Source organism: Winogradskyella ouciana (assembly GCF_965284585.1).
GTDB lineage: Bacteria > Bacteroidota > Bacteroidia > Flavobacteriales > Flavobacteriaceae > Winogradskyella > Winogradskyella ouciana.
The window spans coordinates 2,939,713-2,963,922 of record NZ_OZ260095.1 but is presented as its reverse complement, the minus strand read 5'-3'; the positions used below and the strand labels follow the sequence as shown (position 1 = coordinate 2,963,922).

The following is a 24,210-nucleotide window of genomic DNA, read 5'->3' as shown; positions in this document are numbered from 1 at the left end:
ATTTGTCATTCTGAATTTATTTCAGAATCTAGGATGTGCTGTACTGCTTAAAGTTTTAGATGCTGAAACAAGTTCAGCATGCCAAGGATATAAGTTTGTTTTTAATTCAGAATCTAAAATCTAATCAATACTTCGCAGATTTACCGTTTGATGCCGAGTTTTTAATAAACTCTCGTAAATCTTCGTTGGCTTGTATTAAGTCTTCGTTACGTAGATACATCATGTGGCCACTTCGGTAGCCTTTAAATGAAAAACGATCTTTCATCTTTCCGCTTGGATCTATTTGCCATTGTGAGTATTTGGCAGCAAAATAGGTTGTAGCTCCATCGTAATAACCAGACTGCGTTAAGACCTTCAAGTATGGATTCTGAGCCATGGCTTGTCGTAAATCTTCTCTGGTGTTATCATTGGTTCTGTCCCAGTTACCTACATTTCCGAAGACATTGTACTTTACGTCGGTCTTAAAATTCAATTCATTCTGAATGTAGTAATTAATAGCTGGTGTAAAGCTATGTAGCCATGAGGTGAGCTCTGCACTGTAATCTGGACTCGTGCCTGTTTCAACCCTGTCGATTCCAATGTATCTTGAATCTAGTCGTCCTATGGTTTCGCCGGTTTTGTCTCTTAGGAGTTCTTTCCAGAAATAACGGTTAGGTACATCTAGATTTTGTTGTAAGATTACTTTTTCCGATAGGCCAGAATACTGACTCATCTGTTTGGCTACGGCTTGTTTTTCAGCTTCAGGCAATGACCAACCTTTGGCTATGGCTGGCATTAATGTGTTTATGGCAAAATCTTCAGCTTCTGGTAAGACTTCTAATAAGTCTTTGTTCTGAAGTTCTGGAGATAAGGCCTTGTGGTACCATGCAGCTGCTGTGTAGTAAGGTAAATTCAAGCTAGAAGCTAATGGTCCACCTACACGCAATACTTTATAATCTGCAGGTGATACTAATATTACGCCATTGAGATACATCCATTGGCTATTCTGTAGTTCTAAGGATAAGCCCATCACTCGTGTGCCACCATAACTTTCGCCTATGATATACTTTGGCGATTCCCAACGGTTATGTCGTGTGGTAAAGGTATTCATCCAACTGGCTAAATATTTAATGTCGGCATTAATGCCGAAGAACAGTTTATCGTCTGGCATTTTTCCTTCTTTATCTGCTACCTTACGTGAATAGCCTGTATTCACTGGATTGATAAACACAATATCTGCCACATCTAATATGGAATTGGGATTGTCCTTTACTCCATAAGGCTGAATGGGATAACCCTCATCATCAATTTTTAGGATTTTTGGGCCAGTGTAGGCGATGTGCATCCAAACCGAAGCTGACCCTGGACCACCGTTAAAAGAATAAATGATTGGTCGTTTGTTGTCCTTGCTATCATTGGTGCGTTTGTAGTAGGTGTAATAAAGCGATGCTATCATTTTGCCCTCATCATCCCAAACGGGTTGAAAGCCTGTTTCTGCTCTGTAGTTGACTTGCTTTCCTTTTATGGTCACGGAATTTGTGGTGACGTATGCTGTGTCAATAGGGATTTTTAGGTCTTGGGAGAATAAAAGACTCGTGCAAATAAGTGCGAACAACGATAGTTTTAGTTTCATGTGAATAAAATGTTTCTTTGAGATGCTGAAACAAGTTCAGCATGACAAACTGTTATTTTTTCTCTTATTATATTTTGTCATTCTGAACTTGTTTCAGAATCTATTTTTTAAAAATTAAAGATAAACAACTAAAATTAAAATCCCTCAAAAACACCTAATCCGAATAGGGCGAAATCGTATTTTACGGGATCGTTTGGGTCTAGTTGTCTTAAGTTGGTGTCTAATTCTGCTAGGGCTTTGGCGTCGTTTTGCTTTCGTTTTAGTAGGCCCAATTTTCGGGCGACGTTACCGGAATGCACATCTAATGGGCAACTGAGTTGGGTAGGTGAGAGGCTTTTCCAAATGCCGAAGTCCACACCAGCGTTGTCGTTTCTTACCATCCAGCGGAGGTACATGTTAATGCGTTTGGCTGCTGAGTTTTTTAACGGATCGCTGACGTGTTTTTTGGTGCGCTCTAGATGTGGTATCTCAAAGAACACCTTTTTAAATTGATGGATGCTCTGTTGAAGGGATGCTTTTTCTGCGTGTTTTGAGAATACAGTTTCTAATCCACCATGTTTGTTGTAAATATGTTGTAGGCTTTTTACAAATTGCTTTGCATCTTCGCTATTGAAGGTTCTGTGCACAAAACCCTCAAAGCGGTCTAGGTCTGATTCTTGGTGCTGGGTTATAAACTCAAAAGGGGAGTGGTCCAATAAATCCATCATTCGCTTTGCATTGTTGATAATGCTTTTGCGGTTTCCCCAAGCGATGGTTGCGGTTAAAAAGCCTGCAATCTCAATATCCTCTTTTGTTGAGAATTGATGTGGCACTTGTATTGGGTCGCTCTCAATAAACTTTGGGTTGTTGTATAGATTGACCTTTTCATCTAAAAAGGTTTTGAGTTCTGTTTTTTTGAGTTTCAATAGTGTGTAGTGTTTGGTTGCAAAATTAAGGGTTTATTGCTGAATTGCCATGTGTGGATATTGGCTTAGGATTGGGTGACTCTACTCGAGTCTGCTAACGACTCTGTCTAACTTAGAATTAATACATAGTAACCTTCACTAAGGGTTGTACGAGATTGTCTGGCTTCAAGATTTTGTAATTCCAATAAATTAAAAATCATATCTTTAGAGAAACCAACCAACAAGATCCCGGCTTTCTCGGGAAATAGAATATGATAAAATTCTTTAGAAAAATTCGCCAAAACTTGCTTATGGAAAACAAAACTGGAAAGTATTTTAAATATGCTATCGGAGAAATTGTTCTTGTGGTTATTGGGATTTTAATTGCATTATCTATTAATAACTGGAATGAAGAGAGAAAGTCTGTTAATAAAGGAAAAGAATTAATAAGACTCGTCTATAATGACTTAAAAACTGATATCACTATCCTAAATGAGATTGTCGAAAGGTTAGATGAACAATCAAATGCTGTCGATAATCTTTTGAAAATATTTGAATCACAGAATCAATTTATTAAAGATACACTTGCATTTTCAAATGACTGGTCACGAAGTTCATGGCCATTAACTGTGGACAGAACTCAAAATACATTCTCAGAATTAAAAACATCTGGACAAAGTACTTTAATTAATGACAATTCTTTGATTGATGATTTAAATCAATTTTATAATAGCTATGATTCTCGTATTAAAAATTACAACGAGTATCCTAAAGATGTACGTTTGCAAAAAAGAATAATCAATTTGACATCAGGCAATTTATTCGACGCCAAGACATATCAATCAAAAAATATTACTACTAAAAATTACATACAAGATGTTTTAGAAAATCCAAAAGTACACAAATTGCTTCTGGGTATATATAGGTCTTGTCACTACAATAAGATATTTTTTAATGATTTATTAGTTAAAGCAGATAACATTATAAAATCAATTGAAGATCGACATCCAGATAAAATATATTAAATAACGAAAGCACAACAACGGCTATAATTCATTGCGGTTGAATTCCTTATCGGAATTGCTTCGCCAGTTCGCCACTAAAAGTGACTCGTGTCAATACAATTTGCTATCTTTCGGTTACTGCGGAAAATTATAGCTGATTTACAGCAACGAAATCATATAGAAACACGTTGTAGCACATTACAAGCAACATTAACAATGATAAAACAAAATACCTTTTTATTACTCTCAATCTTACTTATCTTGAGTTGCACTCAAGAAAAGGAGAGCTTGCTTTTCTCATCAAGTAGAAACGGAAATTCGGATGTTTTCATTATGGATATTGATGGAGAAAACAAGAAAGCATTAACTCAAACCGATTTTGAAGAATGGGGACCGACTTGGATTAATAAAAATGAGATTAGTTTCTTAAGACAAACTGAAGATTCTATTTTTAGAGTAAAGTTGAATCTAAAAACAAAGAAAGAATCTATTATTAAACACCCAACCAACTGCGCATTAGACGATAAAAATATTCTCTATTCGTACGAATTAGAATTATACCCCTGCAAAAATGATATTTTTATATTGAACTCAATAACAAATGAAACTATCAACATAACTGATAATTTGGATGGAGTAGCTAATTATCCAAGTTGGAGTCATGATGGAAAAAGTGTAGTGTTTACAAGTAATCATTTGGGAACCAATGAACTTTTTGAATACAAAGTTGATTCTAAAAAAACACATCAGTTAACCGATTCCAAATCGAACAATGAACGAGGTGAACTCTCGCCAAACAGAAAATTTTTAGTTTATAGTTCAGACTGTTTTAATAAAGGAAACCAAGATATTGTTTTGAAAGACTTAAAAAGTGGCGATATTAAAAATATATCGGAAAGCTCTGGAATGGAACTCATCGCTCGTTTTTCAAATAATGGGAAGAAATTATACTATGGGTCTAACAAAGATGACAATTGGGAAATCTATGTTTATGATTTAGATACTAAAAGCCAAACCCGATTAACTAATAATCAAGAATTTGATGGAGACCCTCGAATTTTGAAAATCAAATAACGTGCTACAACAACGTATAACGCTCATTGCTAGATTTGTTTCCATCGGAATGATACGCGGAGGCGAGAAATGTTGAATTCTTAAGTGATTTTAAATCTGATACAACGCAACGAAGCGTTATAAAATACCGTTGTATGCAAGCTGGAAAATAAGCTCTGTTTTATCGATTATTATTACATTGAACATAGATGACGTAATAATGTCATAAGCATGACGACATCAATGTCAATACTTCTGTTTTACTTTTGTTTCAGACATATAAACATAATTATATTAATGAAAACAGAATTATACATCAATCAGAAATCAATAATTCTTCGTGCATTAGGCCTCGCCAAAAAGGCAATATTGATTGCATTTGTTTTAACTCCTATTCGCTTTTCCCTTGAACTTGCCAAATTGCCAGAGCGTGCAATTTTTATTGTTGGTTTGCTCTGGCTAACACTAGGGTTTGCAATTTATTGGGGAATAAAGCTATATAATGAAAAACATGCCTATCTTTTACTATTATTGAGTTTACTGATTTATTCACCGATTTCAAGATTTCCTGTTGCGGTACTGTGGTGGATTGACACTAAATGGGAAATTGGCACTCATTATGGATTTTATTTTAAAAATTTTGGACAAGCTCTATTAAATCAGGTAGGTTATGGTTCTCTGGTTCAAATCATCCCTGGATTTATATTAGGGTCAATAACAATAGCTATAATGAGTAACAGAAAAGGTGCAATAAAGAAAACTAACAATTTAGAAAATGAATAAGAATAGCTTAGGGTTAAGAATAAAAGAACTAAGAAAACAAAAAGGGATGTCGCAAGAGTTTCTTGCCGACGAATCAGGACTAAGTTTGAGAACTATTCAAAGGATTGAAAATGGAGGTACAAATCCAACTGGTGAATCACTTAAACGATTATCGAATGCATTGAATGTAAATCCAGATGAATTAATTGATTGGTCTATAAAAGAAGACAAAAGGTATTTGACGTTTCTAAATCTTTCTGCCCTTACTTTTCTGTTCTTTCCTCTGCTAGGAATTTTAGTGCCATTCATATTATGGACATCAAGAAAAGGTAAAATTAAAAACATCAATAAATTAGGTAAAGATCTAATCAATTTTGAAATAACTTGGACATTACTTCTGTTTTTTATTCCAATTGTATTGTTTCTCACGTCAAAAATCGGGATTTTAAAAAATCTTACTCTTAGCATAATTTTCATTGTTATTGGAGGTATGTATTTAATTAATCTGATTTTTATATTACTAAATACGTTAAGAATTAGTAATGAAAAAGATGTAATCTATATTCCAAGAATTAAATTTTTAAGATAAGAGCCAGTTGCCAACAATGTATAACCACAATTTATTCACGAAATAGTATCATGACTAAAGTGTTCATCGGTCGCTTCGCTCGGTCGGCGGATTCGGCTACCCTTTGACTGCGCTAAGGGCAGGCTCAAGCGAATCCACTTGGAATTGCTAACGTCGGTGCTTAACCGAAAATTATTAACTTTAATCCCGTGACTGACGGTTATACCAACCGTTGTAACCAATTAAAATGAACGCAGAAATAACATCGAATCTTACGAATTTATTCAACATTAATTTAGAAGTAATTAAGAACACTTCGATTGAAAAAATGTTCAATGAACTAATAAATGAAAACCCAAAATCATTCAATGTAAATCTTGGATTTTTAACAAATTTGTTTGATAACGAGGAAATTAAAAGTTTCAAAAAAGCAAAAAAGAATACTGAATTGATTTCAGCTTTTGAGAATGCAAAAAAAATGGAATTTGATGAAAAAGAAATCATTGCAGAATTTAAAACTGATATTTTAAATTCTATTCCAGAATTGAAAAACAAAATTGACTCTGAAAACAAAGGTTACAAAAATCAAATAATATTTTTAGAATATGATTATGAACCTTGCGCCTATTTTTGTGGTTTTGGAAAAGGAGATTATCCGATTTTAAAAAAACCTGAATATTTTGAATTTAACTTTCAAGAAGAATTATATGCTGGAATTGGAAAAGTGGATTATTCTAAAATATGGAGAGAATTGTCTTTAATAAATGAAATTTTAGAGGATTTAGATATTTACGACCAAGTATGCGAAACTGAACTATATCAAAGTTTGCTAAATTGTGTAAAGTTCAAAACTTATTTATTACTTAATAAGGCTTTTGACGAAATCGGAATAAAAGCATTTGACGGAATAGAAATTGAAAAACCATTAATGATTTACGGAAATGAACATGATTGTAAATCAATTAATATTTATGCTTACGAATAAAATAATTGGTTACGCCAACGTGTATAATTCATTGCTAGTTGTGGCTTACTTACGAAAGTCCTCGCAGACTAATTATCTGTGATTTATTTGCTAACTTTAGTACTTAAACACGCAACAAAACTATATACAAAGACGTTGGTAACAATTAACGACAAACTTTACGAACAAGAATAAAAATGGAATTATTAAACAAAAAAGAATACGCAATACCGATATTTATTCTCTTTGTCTTTTTTATGTTTTACAAGCCTGTAATTTGTTTTTTAATTCTTGGTTCTTTGGCAACTTTAATCGGAATAAAATCTTGGATTTTTATAGTTGATATTCAAAAAAACGGAATTGAAAGCAATGGAAAAATACTATCCTATGAATCTGACGAAGACGGACATAAAACCCCAACGATTGAATTTGAAACCAAAAAAGGGAATCAAATCAAGAAAAAACCATATTATTATGCGTCAACTGATTTGAGTAAAATTAGAACTTATAAGAATAAAATTGATGAATCTGTTTCTGTATTGTATGACAAAGAGAATCCTGAAAAGTTTGTTATCGGAACTGAACGGGATTTTAATTATTTCAGTCTGATTTTAATTATTTTAGTTGGAGTAGTTTTTTTGACAGTTGGAACTTTAAGCCTTTTGGAAATTATACAAATTGATTTTTAAAATAACTGTTGCTAACAAAGAACTGAGTTAAAAAACAAGCAATTTTAAGCTAATTTAATCAATTGTAAACTTATGACGTGTATAGTTCATTGCTAGTACTCGCATACTTACGAAAATCCTGACGGATTTTCTATTCGGTTTGTATTTGTTAAATTAGTTACTGAAACACGCAACGAAAGCTATACACAAAACCCGTTGTACAACATTTAAAAAAACCTAATGGCAAGTATTGATAGAGCAGATTGGCATTATGGAAATGATTTTCCCGATAATCTTCCCGAAGAAAATAGTGGAACTCATATTGGAATGTATCTGAATTGGATAATTGACAATAATCTAATTAGTGAATTTCATCTGACCGAATCAAAAGACGCAATTGAAAAAGTAAAATCAGGAGAAATAACAGGTCGAGACTTTTTATTTGACTATTGTGACGGAAAATTTTGGAATCAAGAATTAAATGAAATCGGACTCAGGTTTACCGAAAGTTACTACGCAACTGACAAATATTTTGGTGATTATGCCAAGGTTTTAGCGAACGAATTGGATAGTATTTATGAGGTTAAAGACAATCGACAAAATTACGCTCTGATTAAAGAAAAATTAGACCAAAGATTTGAAAAATGGAACTCTCGTAACAACAAGAAGTTTTGGGAGTTTTGGAAATAAAAACGTTGTACAACAAAGTATAACCGCAATTTATTCACATAATAGTATGATGACTAAAGTGTTCATCGGTCGCTTCGCTCGGTCGTCGGATTCGGCTACCCTTTGACTGCGCTCAGGGTAGGCTTAAGCGAATCCACTTGGAATTGCTAACGTCGGTGCTTAACCGAAAATTATTAACTTTAATCCCGTAACGGACGGTTATACGAGACCGTTTTGCTTTATTATCAGAAACCGATAACCAATGATTAAATTTTTTAGGAAAATTAGACAAAAACTACTATCTGAAAATAAACTCAGCAAATATCTGATTTATGCCATTGGAGAAATTGTACTTGTGGTTATTGGAATTTTGATAGCGTTATCAATCAATAATTGGAATGAGAACAGAAAGAACAGGATACTGGAACAAGAAATTCTTAAGGATTTGAAAGAAGAATACGTTCTAAATCTTTCCCAACTTCAGCAAAAAATTGATATGCGAAATTCAATTATACAAAATTCTAATGATGTGCTTCGCTATATAGATAACTCGGAATTTGATATTAATAGAGATACACTAATTCATAAAATAAGATACCTGGGATTAGACCCTACTTTTGACCCCATTCAAAATGACCTTATCACGTCGGGTAAAATTAGATTGATACAGAATAAACCCTTACGTAAATTGTTATCAAGCTGGACTTCTGATATACTTTCTTTACAAGAGATGGAACTTCAATGGCAAATTCTAAAAACAGATTTGAATATTCCTTATCAAATAAGTCTCGGAATTTTTAGAGATATGGTACACTCATCGTACGAATCCAGTGGAACACCGATTTATCTCGTAGAAAAAAGTAATGATATAGATGGAAGATTATTTGTCGGGAAATCCAAGAACACACCAAGTTCGGAAGAAATATTGCAAAATTCGCAACTGGAATCTATGATGGCTAATGCCATTGCTCAAAGTAATTCGACGAATATGCAGGCATTGGCTTTGAAAAAAAGAATTGAATTAATAATTGATTTATTAAATAAAGAAATTAAAAAATAACGAAAGCACAACAATGTATAACGGCAATTAATGCACGAAATAGTATCATGGCTAAAGTGTTCATCGGTCGCTTCGCTCGGTCGGCGGATTCGACTACCCTTCGACTGCGCTCAGGGCAGGCTCAAGCGAATCCACTTGGCATTGCTAACGTCTGTGCTAAACCGAAAATAATCGCTAATTTAACCCGTCTCTGACGGTTATACTAGACCGTTAGCAAACATTTTGACAAACAACTTAATCATGAGCTCTACAAATATTTTATATTTTTGTGTATTCTTAAAAGCACAAGTCTATTAATTTTAAAAAAATAACATGAAATATAATTTACTGTTTATAATCTTACTGTTTTTTTTTCTATACAGTTGTTCGTCTGAAACTGATGATACTGCATCAGAAGAAATTTTATTCGAAATAACAAACATCTCACCCTTAACTGGTCAATCAGGGGATGTTATTAATGTAACTTGGTCTGGTTTTAATGAAGTGATAAATTCAAGTATTATAAGATTTAATGGAGTAGATTCACAAATAAATAGTATTGAAGAAAATGAATTAACATGTGTTGTGCCAAATAACGCAACTTCTGGTAATATACAGTTAATATTAAATGGTACTGAAGCTTTGTCTACTGAAGACTTTATTATTGATACAACACAAAACAATCAAAATTTTTATATAGATAATGTGATGCCAAGTTTACCTAGACCTGGTTATGAAATGATTATAGTAGGAAGTGGATTTGGTAACTCTGATGAAAATGTGACTGTTGCATTTATGGATGTTTCAGATACTGTTTTAGAAGCTAAAATATTAGAAGTTTCAGATTCTCAAATTAGACTAGTTGTACCAACTAATGCAGTTAGTAGCGATGTATCTGTTACAATAATTTCAGAAACAGTAACTGTTTTTCAAAATATTGCAGAAATAATGCATAAGGGTTTGTATTTTTTTCAAGATGGATTAATTAGAACTTTTAATTATAATATAGATAATTATATGCTATTAGCTAATTACTCAGCAAATGTGTTTTATGATGAGTTATATAGTTTTACATATAACCCTTCTCAAGATACATTTTATGGTTTTAACCATCTATCAGACCAAACAAATACTAAGTTAAGATATTTTGGATATAATGATACTTCAAATCAATGGAATGTGAATTTAATTTGTAATACCACATCAGGAGGCTCGGTATGTTCTAATGATTTTGCAGTGGTAACAAATACACTTACAAATAAAAATTATTACATTAATCGATACGAAAATACATTTACAGGTCTATCTTTTAATGAAATAAATTCTAACGGTGAAGTATTGGTACAATATGATTTTCCTAATATTAATACTATAGGTTTTTCAGATAACAATATTCTGTTTATTGAGTCAATTAATTCTTTCATTTTTGTTGAAAATAGTTATGACGCTATTACCTTACATTCTGTAGACGCTTCAACATTCACATTAACTTCACATACGCTTTCAGGAACTATTGATTACGTAGATGAGTTGTTTTCTGAAATATGCTATAATAAATTTGAAAATCAATTATATGTAGCTAGAGCAGATGATATCTATAATATAGATTTTGCTAATTTTACAGTAGAGCGACTAAATACAAACTGGTTTGAATATATTAACACAGGTAGTTATACTAATTCACAGCCATGGAATTTTATATATTATGAACCAACAAACGATTTTTACATTGAAGCACTAATACCAAATGAGGGTCCAAGGATTTTTGCAATTAACTTATTAACTAAAGAAACTCGATCAATTCACGGAAGTAGTTATGGAAGTGGTGGGCGAGTGTTTAATTGGGTTTTAAAAGATTAATTAAAAATAAGCTTACAATTGGAATTGAATCATTAAGTCATTTTAACTCTTATTTTATCATCTCTATAAAAATATTTTAAAAACGTTTTACAACAAAGAACTGAGTAAAAAACAAGTAAAAACTTATTAAATTTTTACCAAAACACTTTTATATTCCGCATTGTAAATTAATCCTGATTTAGCTATTTTAGTGCCAACCCACGCAACGACGCGTTACACAAGCACGTTATGCACAATTAAAATATTGAAATGATTTAATAATTATGGACGCATCAATTCACGAAATGATTAATTATTTACAAAAATATAGCCTTCTCTTTGTTGCATTAGTAATGCTTTATAGCTGTCAAAAAGAGACTAAAAATCAGTTGTTAAAAGACAGGATTGAAGCAGCAGTAAATTCAAGGCAAATGCCCGACCCTGCCAAGCAACTGATAAGTTTTAAATCCCCAGATTGGATTACTTTGATAAGTCCGGATATTGCCGAACTCAACAGACATTTTGAATATTATTTACCTACCGTTACTATAAGTAAGAGAGATACAAAAACCAAACAACTAGAAGAAAATCTGTCAGAAACATTAGGACAAGAATTGTTAACGAGTACCTTTTTCAAAAAAGAAACTACCTTAGATGACATTTGTGCTCGTAAGGCTATAAATGGGGTGATTGTTCTTCACAAAGGAAAAATCATATATGAAAAATATCCAGACATGAATCCAGATGACAGACATATTACCGCATCCATTGCCAAATCATTTGTGGGTACGGTAATTGCAATTCTTGCAGACCAGAGACTATTACATGAACAGGATTCCATTACCAAATATTTACCAGAGCTAAGAGATGCAGGTTTTGAGGATATTACAATTGAACATTTACTGCGAATGGCTTCAGGGATTAATTGTAGGGAACATTTACCCGATATGGAAGCAATCACCAATCCTGAGTCTTGTTTTTATCAACTTTTAGAACATACGGGTTTGTTTCCTGAACCCAATTCTGGATTTGAAAAGGAGTTTCTACAAGTCATTAAAGATTTTGGAATAGCGGAGCCTCCTGGGAAAACTTATGATTATACCGGTGCCAATTCTGTACTCCTTGCTATGATAGCTGAACGAATCACAGACACTCCCTATCATGAACTTGTGTCCTCAATGATATGGTCAAAAATTGGAGCGGAGCAAGATGCTCTGATTACAATGGCAAGCACGGGTATTTCCGGAAGTTATGGCCCCATGATGATGACTTTGAGAGATATGGCAAGGTATGGTTTGGCATTTACTGAGGATGCCGATATCAAAATTGCTTCTGACAGGTATTTGAAGGAAATTAGAAAAGGTAATCATGATTTATTTCTTTCCAAGGACGGTTTTGGAGATTTAGTGTGGTCTCAACAATATGAGGGACAGGGAGCCATGTTTCAGAGCTATCATTGGGATGTTGTATTTGAAGATGGAGATTTCATAAAACATGGTGTTGGAGGTCAGGCTCAATATATTTCACCAAGTAAAAGGCTAATAATTGCTTTTAATAGTTCCCCTAAAACATCATATGAAGAAAATCACAGCTTGCAATATCTAGTAAGAAGTTTAGCTCTTTTAGACCAGTTTAATTAAAAAACATGTGCATAAAATGCGTATAATTCATTGCTAGTTATAGCCTACTTACGAAAGTCCTCGCGGACTTTCTATCTCTGGTTTATTTGCTACTTTAGTTCTTAAACACGCAACGAAACCATAGCCAAACACGTTGTGCTTCATTATTTGAACAACTTAATTCAATTAAAATGATATCTTTAGAGAAACCAACCAACAAGATTCCCGCTTTCTCGGGAAATAGAATATGATAAAGTTCTTTCGAAAAATTAGACAAAACTTGCTGATGGAAAACAAAACTGGAAAGTATTTTAAATACGCTATTGGAGAAATTGTGCTTGTTGTTATTGGGATATTAATTGCACTTCAGATTAACAATTGGAACGAGGATAGAAAAGTAAGAAAACTTGAGACGCAGATTTACAAAGAATTGAAAAGTGATTTGGTTCAAACTAAAAATGATATTGAAAAAGTAATTTCCGAACATAAAAAAATCCTTAAATCTACTCAACAACTTATCTTTGATATCTCTAATAAAAAATTATATTCTGATTCTATATATAGATTATTCGCTGATGCTGGAGGTGATTTTAAGATAATTCCAAAAACAAGTGCTTTTGAAAACCTTAAAAATATTGGTCTAAGTACAATATCAAACGACACTCTTCGTATTTCTATCTCAAACTTATTTCAACTAGATTTAAAACGCTTAGGAGATGAATTAGGTGTTCAAAATACCAGTTTTAATATTACTGAACAATTGTATCCTTATCAAATGAAGTATTTGTTTCTTGATACAAATGAACCTACAAACTATGGCTTTAAACATTCAGATACGATTAAGGTTTACAAATTAAAAATAAAAAATTACGATACGTTTTTGACAGACAACAACCTTCTAAAGACATTACAATTATCGCTTTGGAATAGAAGTTTAGTCGTAAACGAAGAAGCCGAAATTCTTGAAACCGTTAAAAATGTAATTGATGGAATTGAAAATGAAATTAAACAATAATAAAAATAACGAAAGCATAGCCAAAACCGTTTTACGTCATTTAAACCAACCAAAACCAACAGATGGAAATTAAACAAAATAGCATTCTTTTTTTTCTCACTGCATTTCTGATTTTTGGCTGTAAGGACTCTGAAAAAAGCAGACCTGAACAAGAAACTAAAAAATCTGATTCTTATGTTTTAGTCAATGATTGGCCTAAATTACCTGATAATTTTACTTTGGGAAGTCCTACTGGATTGGGACTTGATAGTGAAGGGAATATAATTGCCTTTCATCGTTCTGGTAGAACTTGGGAGACAATGCCTATTTCACACCTTCCGGTGATTGAAGAAAATACCATATCAAAAATAGATTCAAAAACTGGAGAAATACTGAATTCTTGGGGAAACAATTTATTCATAATGCCACACGGTTTGGAAGTTGACAAGGAAGATAATATTTGGGTTACGGATTGTGGTCTTCATCAAATTTTTAAATTTGATTCGAGTGGAAATTTAATAATGACATTAGGGGAAGCAAAAGTTTCAGGAAACGATTCTGAACATTTTAATCTTCCTACAGATGTTGCCGTTACAGCTGATGGTTCTTTCTATGTGAGTGATGGATATGGCAATAGTCGAGTTATTAAATTTTCAAAAGACGGAACATACTTATTTGAATGGGGAAAATTCGGAAATAATCAGGGAGAGTTTAATATTCCACACGGAATTGATTTAGACAAAGAGGGCAATGTTTATGTTGCTGACAGAGAAAACAACAGAATTCAAAAATTTGATGCTAATGGAAATTTTATTGCGGTTTGGCAGAATAAAATAACCGAACAATTATATTCTGTTACTATCGATAATAAAAACAACCATTTGTTTGGAATAGATTATCTGACTGTAAATGATACTATTGTAAAAGGCTCTGATATTTTTCGCTTTGATTTAGATATTAATCTACAATTGCAATTCGGCAGAACTGGATTTTATGATGGTCCGATTTCAAGATATCACGACATTCAAATTGATAATGATGGGAGTATTTATGTTGGAGATATTTTAGGCAATAGAATTCAGAAATTTGAATTAAAATAAAAACGCCGTATAACAATGACTATAATTCATTGTGGCTGTATTTCAACTTATAAATTCAATCTTATTCGCTACCTTTAGTCCACAGCGTAATAACACAACGTGTGATTAAGCTAGAAGCTACACCAACAACCGTTCTTCATAGAACTTAAACGCTATAAATCAACAATTTGGACTATTTAACACCAGCAAGATTATTAACGACTGAATTAAATTGGGAAGATTTAGTTTTGTCCAAAAGCGTAAAGAATGATATTGATGAAATTTTAATGTGGTTAAAATTAGAGAAAAACATTAAAGAGGATACTCATCTTAATAAATGGTTGAAACCTGGTTATCGTGCTTTGTTTTATGGACCATCTGGTACCGGAAAGACTTTAACAGCCTCGATAATAGGAAAATCCGTCAACAAACCTGTTTATAAGATAGATTTATCCATGGTGTTTTCAAAATACATAGGAGAAACAGAAAAAAACCTAGCTGAAGTTTTTGATCAGGCTGAAAATAATAAATGGATTTTATTTTTTGATGAAGCTGATGCCCTTTTTGGTAAACGCACAAAAGCACCTTCTCCCAATGATCGTCATGCAAATAAAGAAATCGCCTATATTCTGCAAAGAATTGAAGATTTTTCTGGATTGATTATTATTGCATCCAATCTTAAGAGCCATATAGATGAAGCTTTTTCGCGCCGATTTCAATTACTAGTTCCGTTTAAAATGCCAAATAAAGAAGAAAGGTATATGCTTTGGAAACGCATATTTTCAAAAGAATACAGTCTTGATGAAGAGTTTATTAGACAATCTTCTGAAAATTATGAACTCACTGGAGGCGCATTAATTAATGTACTTCATAGGGCACTATTGCATAGTCAACAAGATTCAAAACCTAAAATATCAAAGGAAGCTGTCATCTATGCGATTCGTAAAGAATTTGAGAAAGAGTGTAAATAAGCCCGCTAACAATTATAAGAATGACTCGTAACGTACTCATGATTTTTGCATTTATTTCTCTTTTGGTGTCATGCTATGAACCACCGAGCTTTGTTGCTTTTACTTATCCAGATGGAAATACAAAGGCGTTAATATTGAGTTATGATGATGGCACTATTCAAGATATAGAACTAGCAGCATTGTTTGATAAAAACCATCTTATTGGCACCTTTAATTTAAATTCGAAATACTTAGGAGTCACTAGAGGATGGCCACAACAAGATGGAGATACTATTTATCAGCGCTATGTGCCAAAAGATTCTTTATTGATTATTTACAAAAATCATGAAATTGCTGCACACGGAGCGTTGCATAAAAATTTTACCGCAATTTCTAAAGAAGAAATACTTGAAGAAATCCATACGGATTTGGAGGTTTTGGAAAAACTGACCAAGAGAAACATTATCAGTATGGCGTATCCTTTTGGCAGTACCAATGATAGTATTGCCAATTTAATAGCTTCTACAGGAATTAAAAACGGAAGAACTGTTGATGATACGCACACTTTTGATCTCCCAAACAATTATATGATTTGGCACCCTACTTGTCATGATAGTAAAGCTCTAGATTACCTAGATTTATATTTGGAATTAAATAGTCAACAATTATCGGTCTTTTATGTTTGGGGACACTCGTGGGAATTCGGAAATAAGGAAAGGTGGGATAACATGGTTACTTTTTGCGAAACCATTGGAACATATAATGATATTTGGTCTGTAGGCCATGGGGAGCTTACCAATTATTTACTAGCCATTGAAAATGTTCAGATAGACCATAATAAGATTGTAAATCCTTTAGATAACGAGCCCGTCTGGATTAGACTTTCGAGTGGTATTGAGAAGCTCAGTCCTGGGGAATCCATTGCATTAAAGCAGTAGCTCACCAAGGCGTGTTTGGATTATTGCAATCTATTATCTTTAATCTAAGGCGGATTACCATTGTCTGTGATTCCGCAACAGTCCCTATATAAAACAGTTGGCTTTATGATTTTGTAATTCCAATAAATTAAAAATCATATCTTTAGAGAAACCAACCAACAAGATCCCGGCTTTCTCGGGAAAAAAGAATATGATTAAATTCTTTCGACGGATCAGACAAAACTTGCTTTTAGAAGGTAAAACCGGTAGATACTTTAAATACGCTATTGGCGAAATCATACTTGTGGTTATTGGAATTTTAATTGCATTACAGATTAACAATTGGAATCAGTCTATAAAAGGTAAAAAATCTCTGGATGAATATTTGGTGAAGATTAAAACCCATACAGCAGAAGATATAGAACAACTTAAACTGTTGTCTCAAGGAAGGAAACAAATTGCTGACCTTTGTAAAAAAGCGCGTAACAGTATCTTAGAAAAGACCGAAAATGATAATCTTTTCTTGTTTAAGATAAGTGGTTCTGCTTTTGTCGATTTTTACTTTAAGCCAAATTCTGGAGGCTATGAATCATTGCAAAATTCTGCATACTACGGTAAAATCAATAATACCAAACTCGATTCACTTATGGCAAAATATTACAACTTGGTGGATGTTATCGCAGAAAATGAGAAGAGCTACAATCAGTATACAGTTCACCAAGAGAATTATCTCGATACGCAATTCGATAGGTCACTTATTTTGGCATCGGCATTTATGTCATTAGATTCTCTAGCCACAAAAGCAACACCTCAGTCGGAATATGACCAGGCATTTAAAGAATATACGGCCAAACCAGCTTATAGGAATGTGATTAGTTTAGCTGCCTGGCAATTTGATACGATGATTGAACAATATGATCAGCTAACTGAATTAGGACATTTAATTATCAACGAAATTGATGTAATTACTGACAACTAATATCTAAAATAGTTAACATACAATCGCACTGAAAGTAATACCTTGTATCTATTTTACTCAAGTAGGATTAACCTTATAAAAGGTACAACTGTCAGAAAAAATACTATAGCAGTAATAATCCTTATGTTATTTACTGACCTATACTAGTTTACTCAATGTGTGTATTAAATTTTCATCTGTGAAATTTTCACTAAATTAGATGTCAGACACCCAACTTCTCATGACTTGACCCTAGGCATTTCAACTAATATCAAATCAATTGGGGAAGCCGAAAACCTTTTAGAGTAGGCAAACTAAATATCAATATTCATGAGAAAAATCCATTTATTCATTGCATTACTTATAACGTTAAGTTTTGCATCTTGCAAAGACAATACCGAAAAAACCATCATTGAAGAAACCACAGAGGTTGAAACTACGGAAGTTAATCAGGAACTAGACAACGCGCCTACACTGCCAATGGATGTTATTACAGTATACCATACGGTTAAAGATTATGATTCTTGGCGTCGAGGATTTGATGCAGACTCTGTAGCAAGAAATGCAAGTGGCTTGTCCTTTGTTGCTGTTGAGAGATCAATAGAGAAACCTAATGATGTTAAGATTGTTTTGGCACCATCAGATATGGATGATGCGAAATCATTTATAGACAACCCTAGATTAAAAACAGTAATGGACAGTCTTGGAGTTTTATCGAAGCCCGAAATACATTTCTGGAATATCTTAAGATACAATACAGAGCATAAAAAAGATGGCGGAACCCGACTAGAAATTACACATAAGGTAAATGATTTTGATACTTGGGTAAAAGGATATGATGGTGAAGGTAAAGAGACGAGAGCCGCTAATGGCTTAAATGATTTAGCTCTTGGACGAGGTGTGGATGACCCAAACATGGTACACGTCGTATTTGCGGTGTCAGATATGGACAAAGCCAAAGCTAGAATTAATGATCCTGAACTCAAAAAATTAATGGAAGAAGCAGGTGTTATGGGTGCTCCAACCATTACATTTTATAAAGATGCCAATTAACGGTTTATAACTTAGTGTAATTAGGAACAGCTCATCTAAAACACATGAGCTGTTTTTGTTTAAACCATATAGTTTTTCATAGCAATTGCGTCATTAGCATAATAAGTGTGATAAACCATTTATATAGGTATCGAAGAGGGTGGCAAGAGCCTGAACCTTAATACGCCATTACAACCAAGCAATAAGATTCCCGCTTTCTCGTGAAATAGACCATGATAAAATTCTTTAGAAAAATACGATACGACCTTATGGAGAAAAACAAAACAGGAAAGTACTTTAAATACGCTATCGGAGAAATTATACTTGTGGTTATTGGTATTTTAATTGCTCTCCAAATTAATAACTGGAATGAGCAGAGAAAGGATAACAAAAGAGCTAAAGATTACATTACACGAATTTCTGAAGATTTAGAGCGCTCGTTAGAATTGAGTGAAAAACTACTTGAACAAAATAAGTCTATACTTCTGGCTGTAACAGAAACACAAAAACTTATTGAGAGAGGTACAGAATTAACAACGTCTGAAAAAAAGACCATAGACTACAGTATACTCTGGTTTCCCAGAACCACATATCAGTTACCGGATATGCTTACCTACGAAGAAATGAAGGAAAGCGGGGATTTAGGCCTTATCAAAGATATTGACCTACGAAACGACTTGGCCGAGTTTTACAGCTATACCAGACAAGTAAAAACGGTTTACGAAAAATTAAGTAGAAATATAGAAAATCAGCACGAAGTTTTCAATACCGAAATTCGCACGTACACTAACCCAGAGACTTTAGATCTTACATTTAGTTACGATATAAAGTCGATGAGCCAAAACACTATTTTTATAAATACCTTTTCCCGTATGGCTACACATTGGAGAGGCTATGTTTATTTTATGGAGCGTGTTCATAGACAATCCAAAGACCTGCTTAAAAAGGTGAATAATTATGATTAAATTCTTTAGACATATTCGTAAATCATTACTTATGGAAAACAAAACATCAAAGTATTTTAAATATGCCATAGGTGAAATCATACTTGTGGTTATCGGTATTCTGATTGCGCTGCAAATAAATAATTGGAATGAAGAGCGTAAAGACAAAATAATAGAAAAACAAATTTTAGATGAAATGCTCGTCTCACTTAAAAATGACAAAGAGATTTTTGAAATGCTTGAAAAACGATTGATGGAAAAGGATAGTGCTATTCAAAAAATACTAGATTTAAAGGAACAAGGCGAACTACCTTTTGGTAAATCATTTGGTGGTTTAATAGGAACTGCAAGGCAAACAATACGATTTACCTATGACAGAAGTCCGTATGAAAATTTAGTTGCGCTCGGTATTAATAAAATGTCCAACAAGGACCTTCTTAAAGCTATCAATAAATACTATTCTCAAAGCTTACCAAGAACAGCAAATTTTATAGAAGCTATTGAAGAAGAATATCAACCTAAACTTCAAAAATCTGAAGAGGAGGCCATAAAACGAGGAATTTTGCAAAAACTTTTTGTAAAGAGAAATGGAGATGATAAGTGGAGTGTTATGTATCAATCGAATCCAAATAAATTATTTGAAGATGAAAGGTTTTATCAATCAATGATAGATGAATTTCAATATATGTCAAATTCCCTAGGTAGACTAAGAAACCTAATTAAATACAATAGCAATATGATTGAGGAACTTGAAAAAAATAAACTGTAAAAGTCATTTAAAAACTAAAAAAACAACAACTATTGTGCTTCATTATCCCTATGCTGAAGCTTCGGAATAGAAACTATAACCAACCAATAAGATTCCCGCTTTCTCGGGAAATAGAATATGATAAAATTCTTTAGAAAAATTAGACAAAAACTGCTATCTGAAAATAAATTCAGTAAGTATCTGATTTATGCAATCGGAGAAATAGTACTTGTCGTTATTGGTATTTTAATTGCGTTGAGTATTAATAATTGGAATCTCAACCGAAAGCAACATTTGGCTGAAAAGGAATTTCTACAAGGCATCAAAGCCGATCTAAAAAAGGACAAGGACTATATTGATCTTGTAATAGAAAGACAGCAACCAAAGCTCGATGTCTTTAATTATTTAAATGCGGCGTCAACCAAGCTTCATACTGAAAACGCCATTGAGGTTGATTCGTTATTTAAAATATATTTTTCAAGCCAGCGTACGTTTTATCCCATTTCTGGTTCCTTTGAATCGGCCGTTTCAGGCAATAAAATCAATTCATTTAAAGACAAAGCTATTACCAGTGCACTCATTAAACTTTATAACACCACCTATGCGCGTTTAATTGATAATGGCAACATCAGTGATGACCGATGGGATTTTCTTAGTAAAAAATACCGCCATGAACGACGAACAGGCATTAATGAAAGCATGAGTGATGCCCAACTTTCAGCACTCTTGGATGATATGTATCACCATTTTGTGCATATGCGCTGGTATCAAAATCAATTAACGGATACCAATAACGAAATTGATGCCATATTAAATAACATAAAATAAACTAATGATAAAGTTCTTTAGACACATACGCTATACGCTTATGGAAACTGGTAAAACCGGCAAGTATTTAAAGTATGCCATTGGTGAGATTGTGCTTGTGGTTATTGGTATTCTAATTGCGTTGAGCATTAATAATTGGAATGAAAATCGACAATTAAAAAAAATAGAGAACGCTAGTATTAAATCACTTTTCAGTGAATTCAATTTTAATAAATCAGCAATAGAAAGTTGTAAAAATTTAATCATTGAAATGAGAATGTATGGTGACAGCATTCGGATGCAACTCGGTCCTCAAAAATCAAATTTAGAAATCGAACAAGTGAATTTTTGGTTTGGGGAAATAGGCTTCACAAGAAGGTGTGAAATTTCGACAGATGTTCTAAACTCTGGAAATATAAATATCATTTCTAACGCAGAGATAAGAAGAAAAATAAGTAAGTGGTTTTCTGATTTAAAGGATCTTGAGCGGGAGGAAAATGAATGGGCGCAACAGTTTTCTACCACAATTACTTCATATTTAAACAAATGGATACTTTGGGATGACGTTGATTATGAGGGTTCACGTGATGACCCACGATATTTCAAATCGCGTTTTTCAATAGATCCAAGAGTAATTTTACAGCAGGTTGAATTTTCAAACATCATGAATAATCATTACTGGAGAATCAAGAGGACTGAAGAGCGGACAATATCTCTTTTACAACAAACTGATGAAGTTATACAACTTATGCAAGAAGAATTAGATAAAATATGATAAAGTTCTTTAGAAAAATTCGCGAAAACTTGCTCTCCGAAGGAAAAACTGGAAAGTATTTTAAATATGCTATTGGCGAAATTGTTCTTGTTGTTATTGGGATTTTGATTGCTATCCAGATTAACGATTGGAATGAAAATAGAAAAATCAATAAAGAAGAAACACGATTTCTAACACAACTTAAAGAGGAGTTTACAATAAATAAAGAGAAGCTAACAAAAATAAATGACAATAACACGAAGATTCTTGAGGCCTTGCAAAAAGTATTAGATGAAATGCCAATTGATGTAAAAACCGTTGATCTTGATACACTTTCAAAAAACCTCTATGAAACTTACTATTTTGACACTTTCGATCCTATTGAAAGCACTATCACTGAATTAGAGAACAATTCTTTTAAAATCATTTCAAATAAAAAATTAAGGTCACTTTTACAATCATGGAAAACTGTTAAAGAAGATTTTAAAGATGACGAAAACTTTGCAATAGAATATGCTAAAGATTATAATAAGTATATGCAAAAACATGTCAGTATTGATTTTGGCCTCAAAAAACCAAACACGGATTTATCTTTTTTAACGAGTATAGAATTTGAAAACTGGGTTAGGTTAAGGCATATTTACTACCTTGATATTGTTGAATCTAATGATTTGAAACGATTGTAAGCAGTAATAAATGAAATTATAGAATTGAGCGACTTAGACATGTAAGAAACAAAAGTTGTATTAGATAGCGAATGCACAGCAATGGTATAAGTAAATGCTTGTTCTCGGCTATTCTTCGGCTACACTTCGACAAGCTCAGTGCCCGTGTTCAGGGCAGGTTGAATGCACTCGGAATTGCTAAGGCTGGTGTTAACCCGAAAATAATCGCTAATTTGGCATTAACTGATGGTTATACGAGACCGTTGGCAGTACTTAGAACAGCATACTAACCTTTAAAAAAAATTACCATGACAAAAAACCGACAATTAAAAGCACCAATTAAATTATTACTGATTTTGGCTATTGCTATTCTTCCGATCTTTTCTTTTTCGCAAAATGATAAAGAATCCGATAAGAAAGAGCCGTTAAATATAGGTTTTGTACTATATACAGAAAGTGATACTCCTGGAACATTATTCGCAAGATGGAATTACGGCAACGCTTATAGTGGTCCTGGAATTGCAACTGGTGGACCAAAAGAAGACGGGTATGTTGGAAAGTATCATGTTCGCTATTTTTTTGAGAATGGAGATTTTTCAGATGAATATGACCTTGTTATAGAAAAAAAAGGAGATTTCTACGATGTTTCTTGGCTGATTGAAGGAAAGGTCGCTGCGAAAGGTGTTGGAATGGAAGTGGAAAACGGATTGGCAGTCGGATGGCGCAGAGTTACTGATTAGATTTTAGGCCATATACATGCTCGAGTTGAAAATGAGAAACTGATTGTAATAAAAGCTAATGGCAACAATGTATCACCATTTACTCACTACTGTTTAATTTTTAAGGAGTTTGTCAGTCGCTTTGCTCTAGTCGGCGGTTTCGACTACCCAAGTACTGCTTATATGGCATCACTACTGAAAAGGGTATATGTATTTTTAATCTGGGTTATATTCCTTATTTTAGTAACTAACCTTGCAACTACCAATAAATTAAACTGTTAGATGCAATTTAAATACATACCAAATGGAATTAAAGAAAACCTCTAGAAGGAAATTTATTGGCTCATCGGCTCTGCTTACTGCTGGAGCTTTATTACTTCCAAATGTTGGAGTGGCATCAAATGAATATCAATCCAATCCAGATGATTTATATCTCATTGGTCCCAAAGAAGGATTTACAACGCATATAGGAACCATGCTTTCTATGATGACAATGATGAGAGCTTGGGTAGTGCGGCAAGTGAAAAACCTCACTGTAGAAGAGTTAGATTTTCAAATAGACGCTACATCTAATTCCATTGGAGCCATGCTCTTTCATTTGGCAGCTACTGAAAAGTACTATCAATTAAATACTTTTGAAAATATTCCGTGGGGCGAATGGGATCAAGCCATTAAGGATGAATGGGATGTTGCATCCTCTCTTGGAGAACGTGCACGTGATATTATTAAAGGCAATGATATTTCTTTTTATTTAGAAAAACTCGAGTCTGTAAGAAGTTATACCATCGAAAAATTCAAGGAACTTGACGATAGTTGGCTAATGCAATCAGAGCCTTTTTTTCCTATAAAAAGAGGAACCTTGGGTGAAACTAACAATTATGCGAAGTGGTTTCATGTCTGCGAACATGAGTCCAATCATAACGGACAGATAAAATTTATTAAAAGTCGAATTTCTGACTAGA

25 protein-coding genes are annotated in these 24,210 nt (G+C 33.2%); 23 read left to right on the top strand and 2 right to left on the bottom strand.

All coding sequences use genetic code 11. From position 1 onward, the window contains the following. Window positions 1-124 precede the first annotated feature (124 nt). Both ACQ65V_RS13215 and ACQ65V_RS13210 read right to left on the bottom strand, forming a co-directional pair. Window positions 125-1,612, bottom strand: coding sequence for a S10 family peptidase (locus ACQ65V_RS13215; RefSeq protein ID WP_430468271.1), 1,488 nt, complete (start codon window positions 1,610-1,612; stop codon window positions 125-127). Window positions 1,613-1,746: 134 nt separating this feature from the next. After that, the gene (locus ACQ65V_RS13210; RefSeq protein WP_430468270.1) at window positions 1,747-2,517 is read right to left on the bottom strand and encodes a TIGR02757 family protein; all 771 of its coding nucleotides are present in this window, start codon (window positions 2,515-2,517) and stop codon (window positions 1,747-1,749) included. Between the two features lie 290 nt (window positions 2,518-2,807). Here ACQ65V_RS13210 and ACQ65V_RS13205 point away from each other — a divergent pair, with 290 nt between their 5' ends. From ACQ65V_RS13205 to ACQ65V_RS13095, 23 genes are all read left to right on the top strand, one after another. Beyond that, window positions 2,808-3,521, top strand: coding sequence for a DUF6090 family protein (locus ACQ65V_RS13205; protein WP_430468269.1), 714 nt, complete (start codon window positions 2,808-2,810; stop codon window positions 3,519-3,521). 240 nt (window positions 3,522-3,761) lie between these two features. After that, a complete protein-coding gene (locus ACQ65V_RS13200; protein ID WP_430468268.1) occupies window positions 3,762-4,574 on the top strand; it encodes a TolB family protein in 813 nt (270 codons plus the stop codon). Window positions 4,575-4,850: 276 nt separating this feature from the next. Beyond that, window positions 4,851-5,336, top strand: a complete 486-nt coding sequence (locus tag ACQ65V_RS13195; RefSeq protein ID WP_430468267.1) for a hypothetical protein — start codon at window positions 4,851-4,853, stop codon at window positions 5,334-5,336. Further along, window positions 5,329-5,904 (top strand): helix-turn-helix domain-containing protein, encoded by a 576-nt coding sequence (locus ACQ65V_RS13190; protein WP_430468266.1) that lies wholly within the window; start codon window positions 5,329-5,331, stop codon window positions 5,902-5,904. The genes ACQ65V_RS13195 and ACQ65V_RS13190 overlap by 8 nt, the downstream gene beginning before the upstream one ends. A 226-nt stretch (window positions 5,905-6,130) precedes the next feature. Further along, window positions 6,131-6,868, top strand: a complete 738-nt coding sequence (locus ACQ65V_RS13185; RefSeq protein WP_430468265.1) for a hypothetical protein — start codon at window positions 6,131-6,133, stop codon at window positions 6,866-6,868. Window positions 6,869-7,044: 176 nt separating this feature from the next. Further along, window positions 7,045-7,536, top strand: a complete 492-nt coding sequence (locus ACQ65V_RS13180) for a DUF3592 domain-containing protein (RefSeq protein ID WP_430468264.1) — start codon at window positions 7,045-7,047, stop codon at window positions 7,534-7,536. 219 nt (window positions 7,537-7,755) lie between these two features. Further along, window positions 7,756-8,205: a hypothetical protein gene (locus ACQ65V_RS13175; RefSeq protein WP_430468263.1), complete on the top strand. Its 450-nt coding sequence runs from the start codon at window positions 7,756-7,758 to the stop codon at window positions 8,203-8,205. A gap of 241 nt (window positions 8,206-8,446) precedes the next feature. Next, window positions 8,447-9,244, top strand: a complete 798-nt coding sequence (locus ACQ65V_RS13170) for a DUF6090 family protein (protein WP_430468262.1) — start codon at window positions 8,447-8,449, stop codon at window positions 9,242-9,244. A gap of 312 nt (window positions 9,245-9,556) precedes the next feature. Beyond that, the gene (locus tag ACQ65V_RS13165) at window positions 9,557-11,083 is read left to right on the top strand and encodes an IPT/TIG domain-containing protein (RefSeq protein WP_430468261.1); all 1,527 of its coding nucleotides are present in this window, start codon (window positions 9,557-9,559) and stop codon (window positions 11,081-11,083) included. Between the two features lie 263 nt (window positions 11,084-11,346). Further along, window positions 11,347-12,702, top strand: a complete 1,356-nt coding sequence (locus ACQ65V_RS13160; protein ID WP_430468260.1) for a serine hydrolase domain-containing protein — start codon at window positions 11,347-11,349, stop codon at window positions 12,700-12,702. Between the two features lie 265 nt (window positions 12,703-12,967). Further along, window positions 12,968-13,696, top strand: a complete 729-nt coding sequence (locus ACQ65V_RS13155; protein WP_430468259.1) for a DUF6090 family protein — start codon at window positions 12,968-12,970, stop codon at window positions 13,694-13,696. A 62-nt stretch (window positions 13,697-13,758) separates the two neighbouring features. Continuing rightward, complete coding sequence (locus ACQ65V_RS13150) at window positions 13,759-14,775, top strand: peptidyl-alpha-hydroxyglycine alpha-amidating lyase family protein (protein WP_430468258.1); 1,017 nt, start codon at window positions 13,759-13,761, stop codon at window positions 14,773-14,775. 167 nt (window positions 14,776-14,942) lie between these two features. Then, window positions 14,943-15,725 (top strand): ATP-binding protein, encoded by a 783-nt coding sequence (locus ACQ65V_RS13145; RefSeq protein ID WP_430468257.1) that lies wholly within the window; start codon window positions 14,943-14,945, stop codon window positions 15,723-15,725. 20 nt (window positions 15,726-15,745) lie between these two features. Beyond that, window positions 15,746-16,642 (top strand): polysaccharide deacetylase family protein, encoded by an 897-nt coding sequence (locus tag ACQ65V_RS13140; protein WP_430468256.1) that lies wholly within the window; start codon window positions 15,746-15,748, stop codon window positions 16,640-16,642. Between the two features lie 190 nt (window positions 16,643-16,832). Further along, window positions 16,833-17,600 carry a DUF6090 family protein gene (locus ACQ65V_RS13135; RefSeq protein WP_430468255.1) on the top strand — a complete coding sequence of 256 codons (768 nt, stop codon included), beginning with the start codon at window positions 16,833-16,835 and terminating at the stop codon, window positions 17,598-17,600. 309 nt (window positions 17,601-17,909) lie between these two features. Continuing rightward, complete coding sequence (locus tag ACQ65V_RS13130; RefSeq protein WP_430468254.1) at window positions 17,910-18,632, top strand: hypothetical protein; 723 nt, start codon at window positions 17,910-17,912, stop codon at window positions 18,630-18,632. Window positions 18,633-18,844: 212 nt separating this feature from the next. Further along, entirely contained in the window at window positions 18,845-19,576 is a 732-nt protein-coding gene (locus tag ACQ65V_RS13125; protein WP_430468253.1) for a DUF6090 family protein, read from the top strand. Then, window positions 19,569-20,324 carry a DUF6090 family protein gene (locus tag ACQ65V_RS13120; RefSeq protein WP_430468252.1) on the top strand — a complete coding sequence of 252 codons (756 nt, stop codon included), beginning with the start codon at window positions 19,569-19,571 and terminating at the stop codon, window positions 20,322-20,324. Before ACQ65V_RS13125 ends, ACQ65V_RS13120 begins: the two co-directional genes overlap by 8 nt. Before the next feature lie 117 nt (window positions 20,325-20,441). Beyond that, the gene (locus ACQ65V_RS13115; RefSeq protein ID WP_430468251.1) at window positions 20,442-21,131 is read left to right on the top strand and encodes a DUF6090 family protein; all 690 of its coding nucleotides are present in this window, start codon (window positions 20,442-20,444) and stop codon (window positions 21,129-21,131) included. A gap of 40 nt (window positions 21,132-21,171) precedes the next feature. After that, window positions 21,172-21,885 carry a DUF6090 family protein gene (locus ACQ65V_RS13110; RefSeq protein ID WP_430468250.1) on the top strand — a complete coding sequence of 238 codons (714 nt, stop codon included), beginning with the start codon at window positions 21,172-21,174 and terminating at the stop codon, window positions 21,883-21,885. Then, window positions 21,882-22,550: a DUF6090 family protein gene (locus tag ACQ65V_RS13105; RefSeq protein WP_430468249.1), complete on the top strand. Its 669-nt coding sequence runs from the start codon at window positions 21,882-21,884 to the stop codon at window positions 22,548-22,550. Before ACQ65V_RS13110 ends, ACQ65V_RS13105 begins: the two co-directional genes overlap by 4 nt. A gap of 287 nt (window positions 22,551-22,837) precedes the next feature. Further along, window positions 22,838-23,269: a hypothetical protein gene (locus ACQ65V_RS13100; RefSeq protein ID WP_430468248.1), complete on the top strand. Its 432-nt coding sequence runs from the start codon at window positions 22,838-22,840 to the stop codon at window positions 23,267-23,269. A 283-nt stretch (window positions 23,270-23,552) separates the two neighbouring features. Then, window positions 23,553-24,209, top strand: coding sequence for a DinB family protein (locus tag ACQ65V_RS13095; RefSeq protein ID WP_430468247.1), 657 nt, complete (start codon window positions 23,553-23,555; stop codon window positions 24,207-24,209). Window position 24,210: the final 1 nt, after the last annotated feature.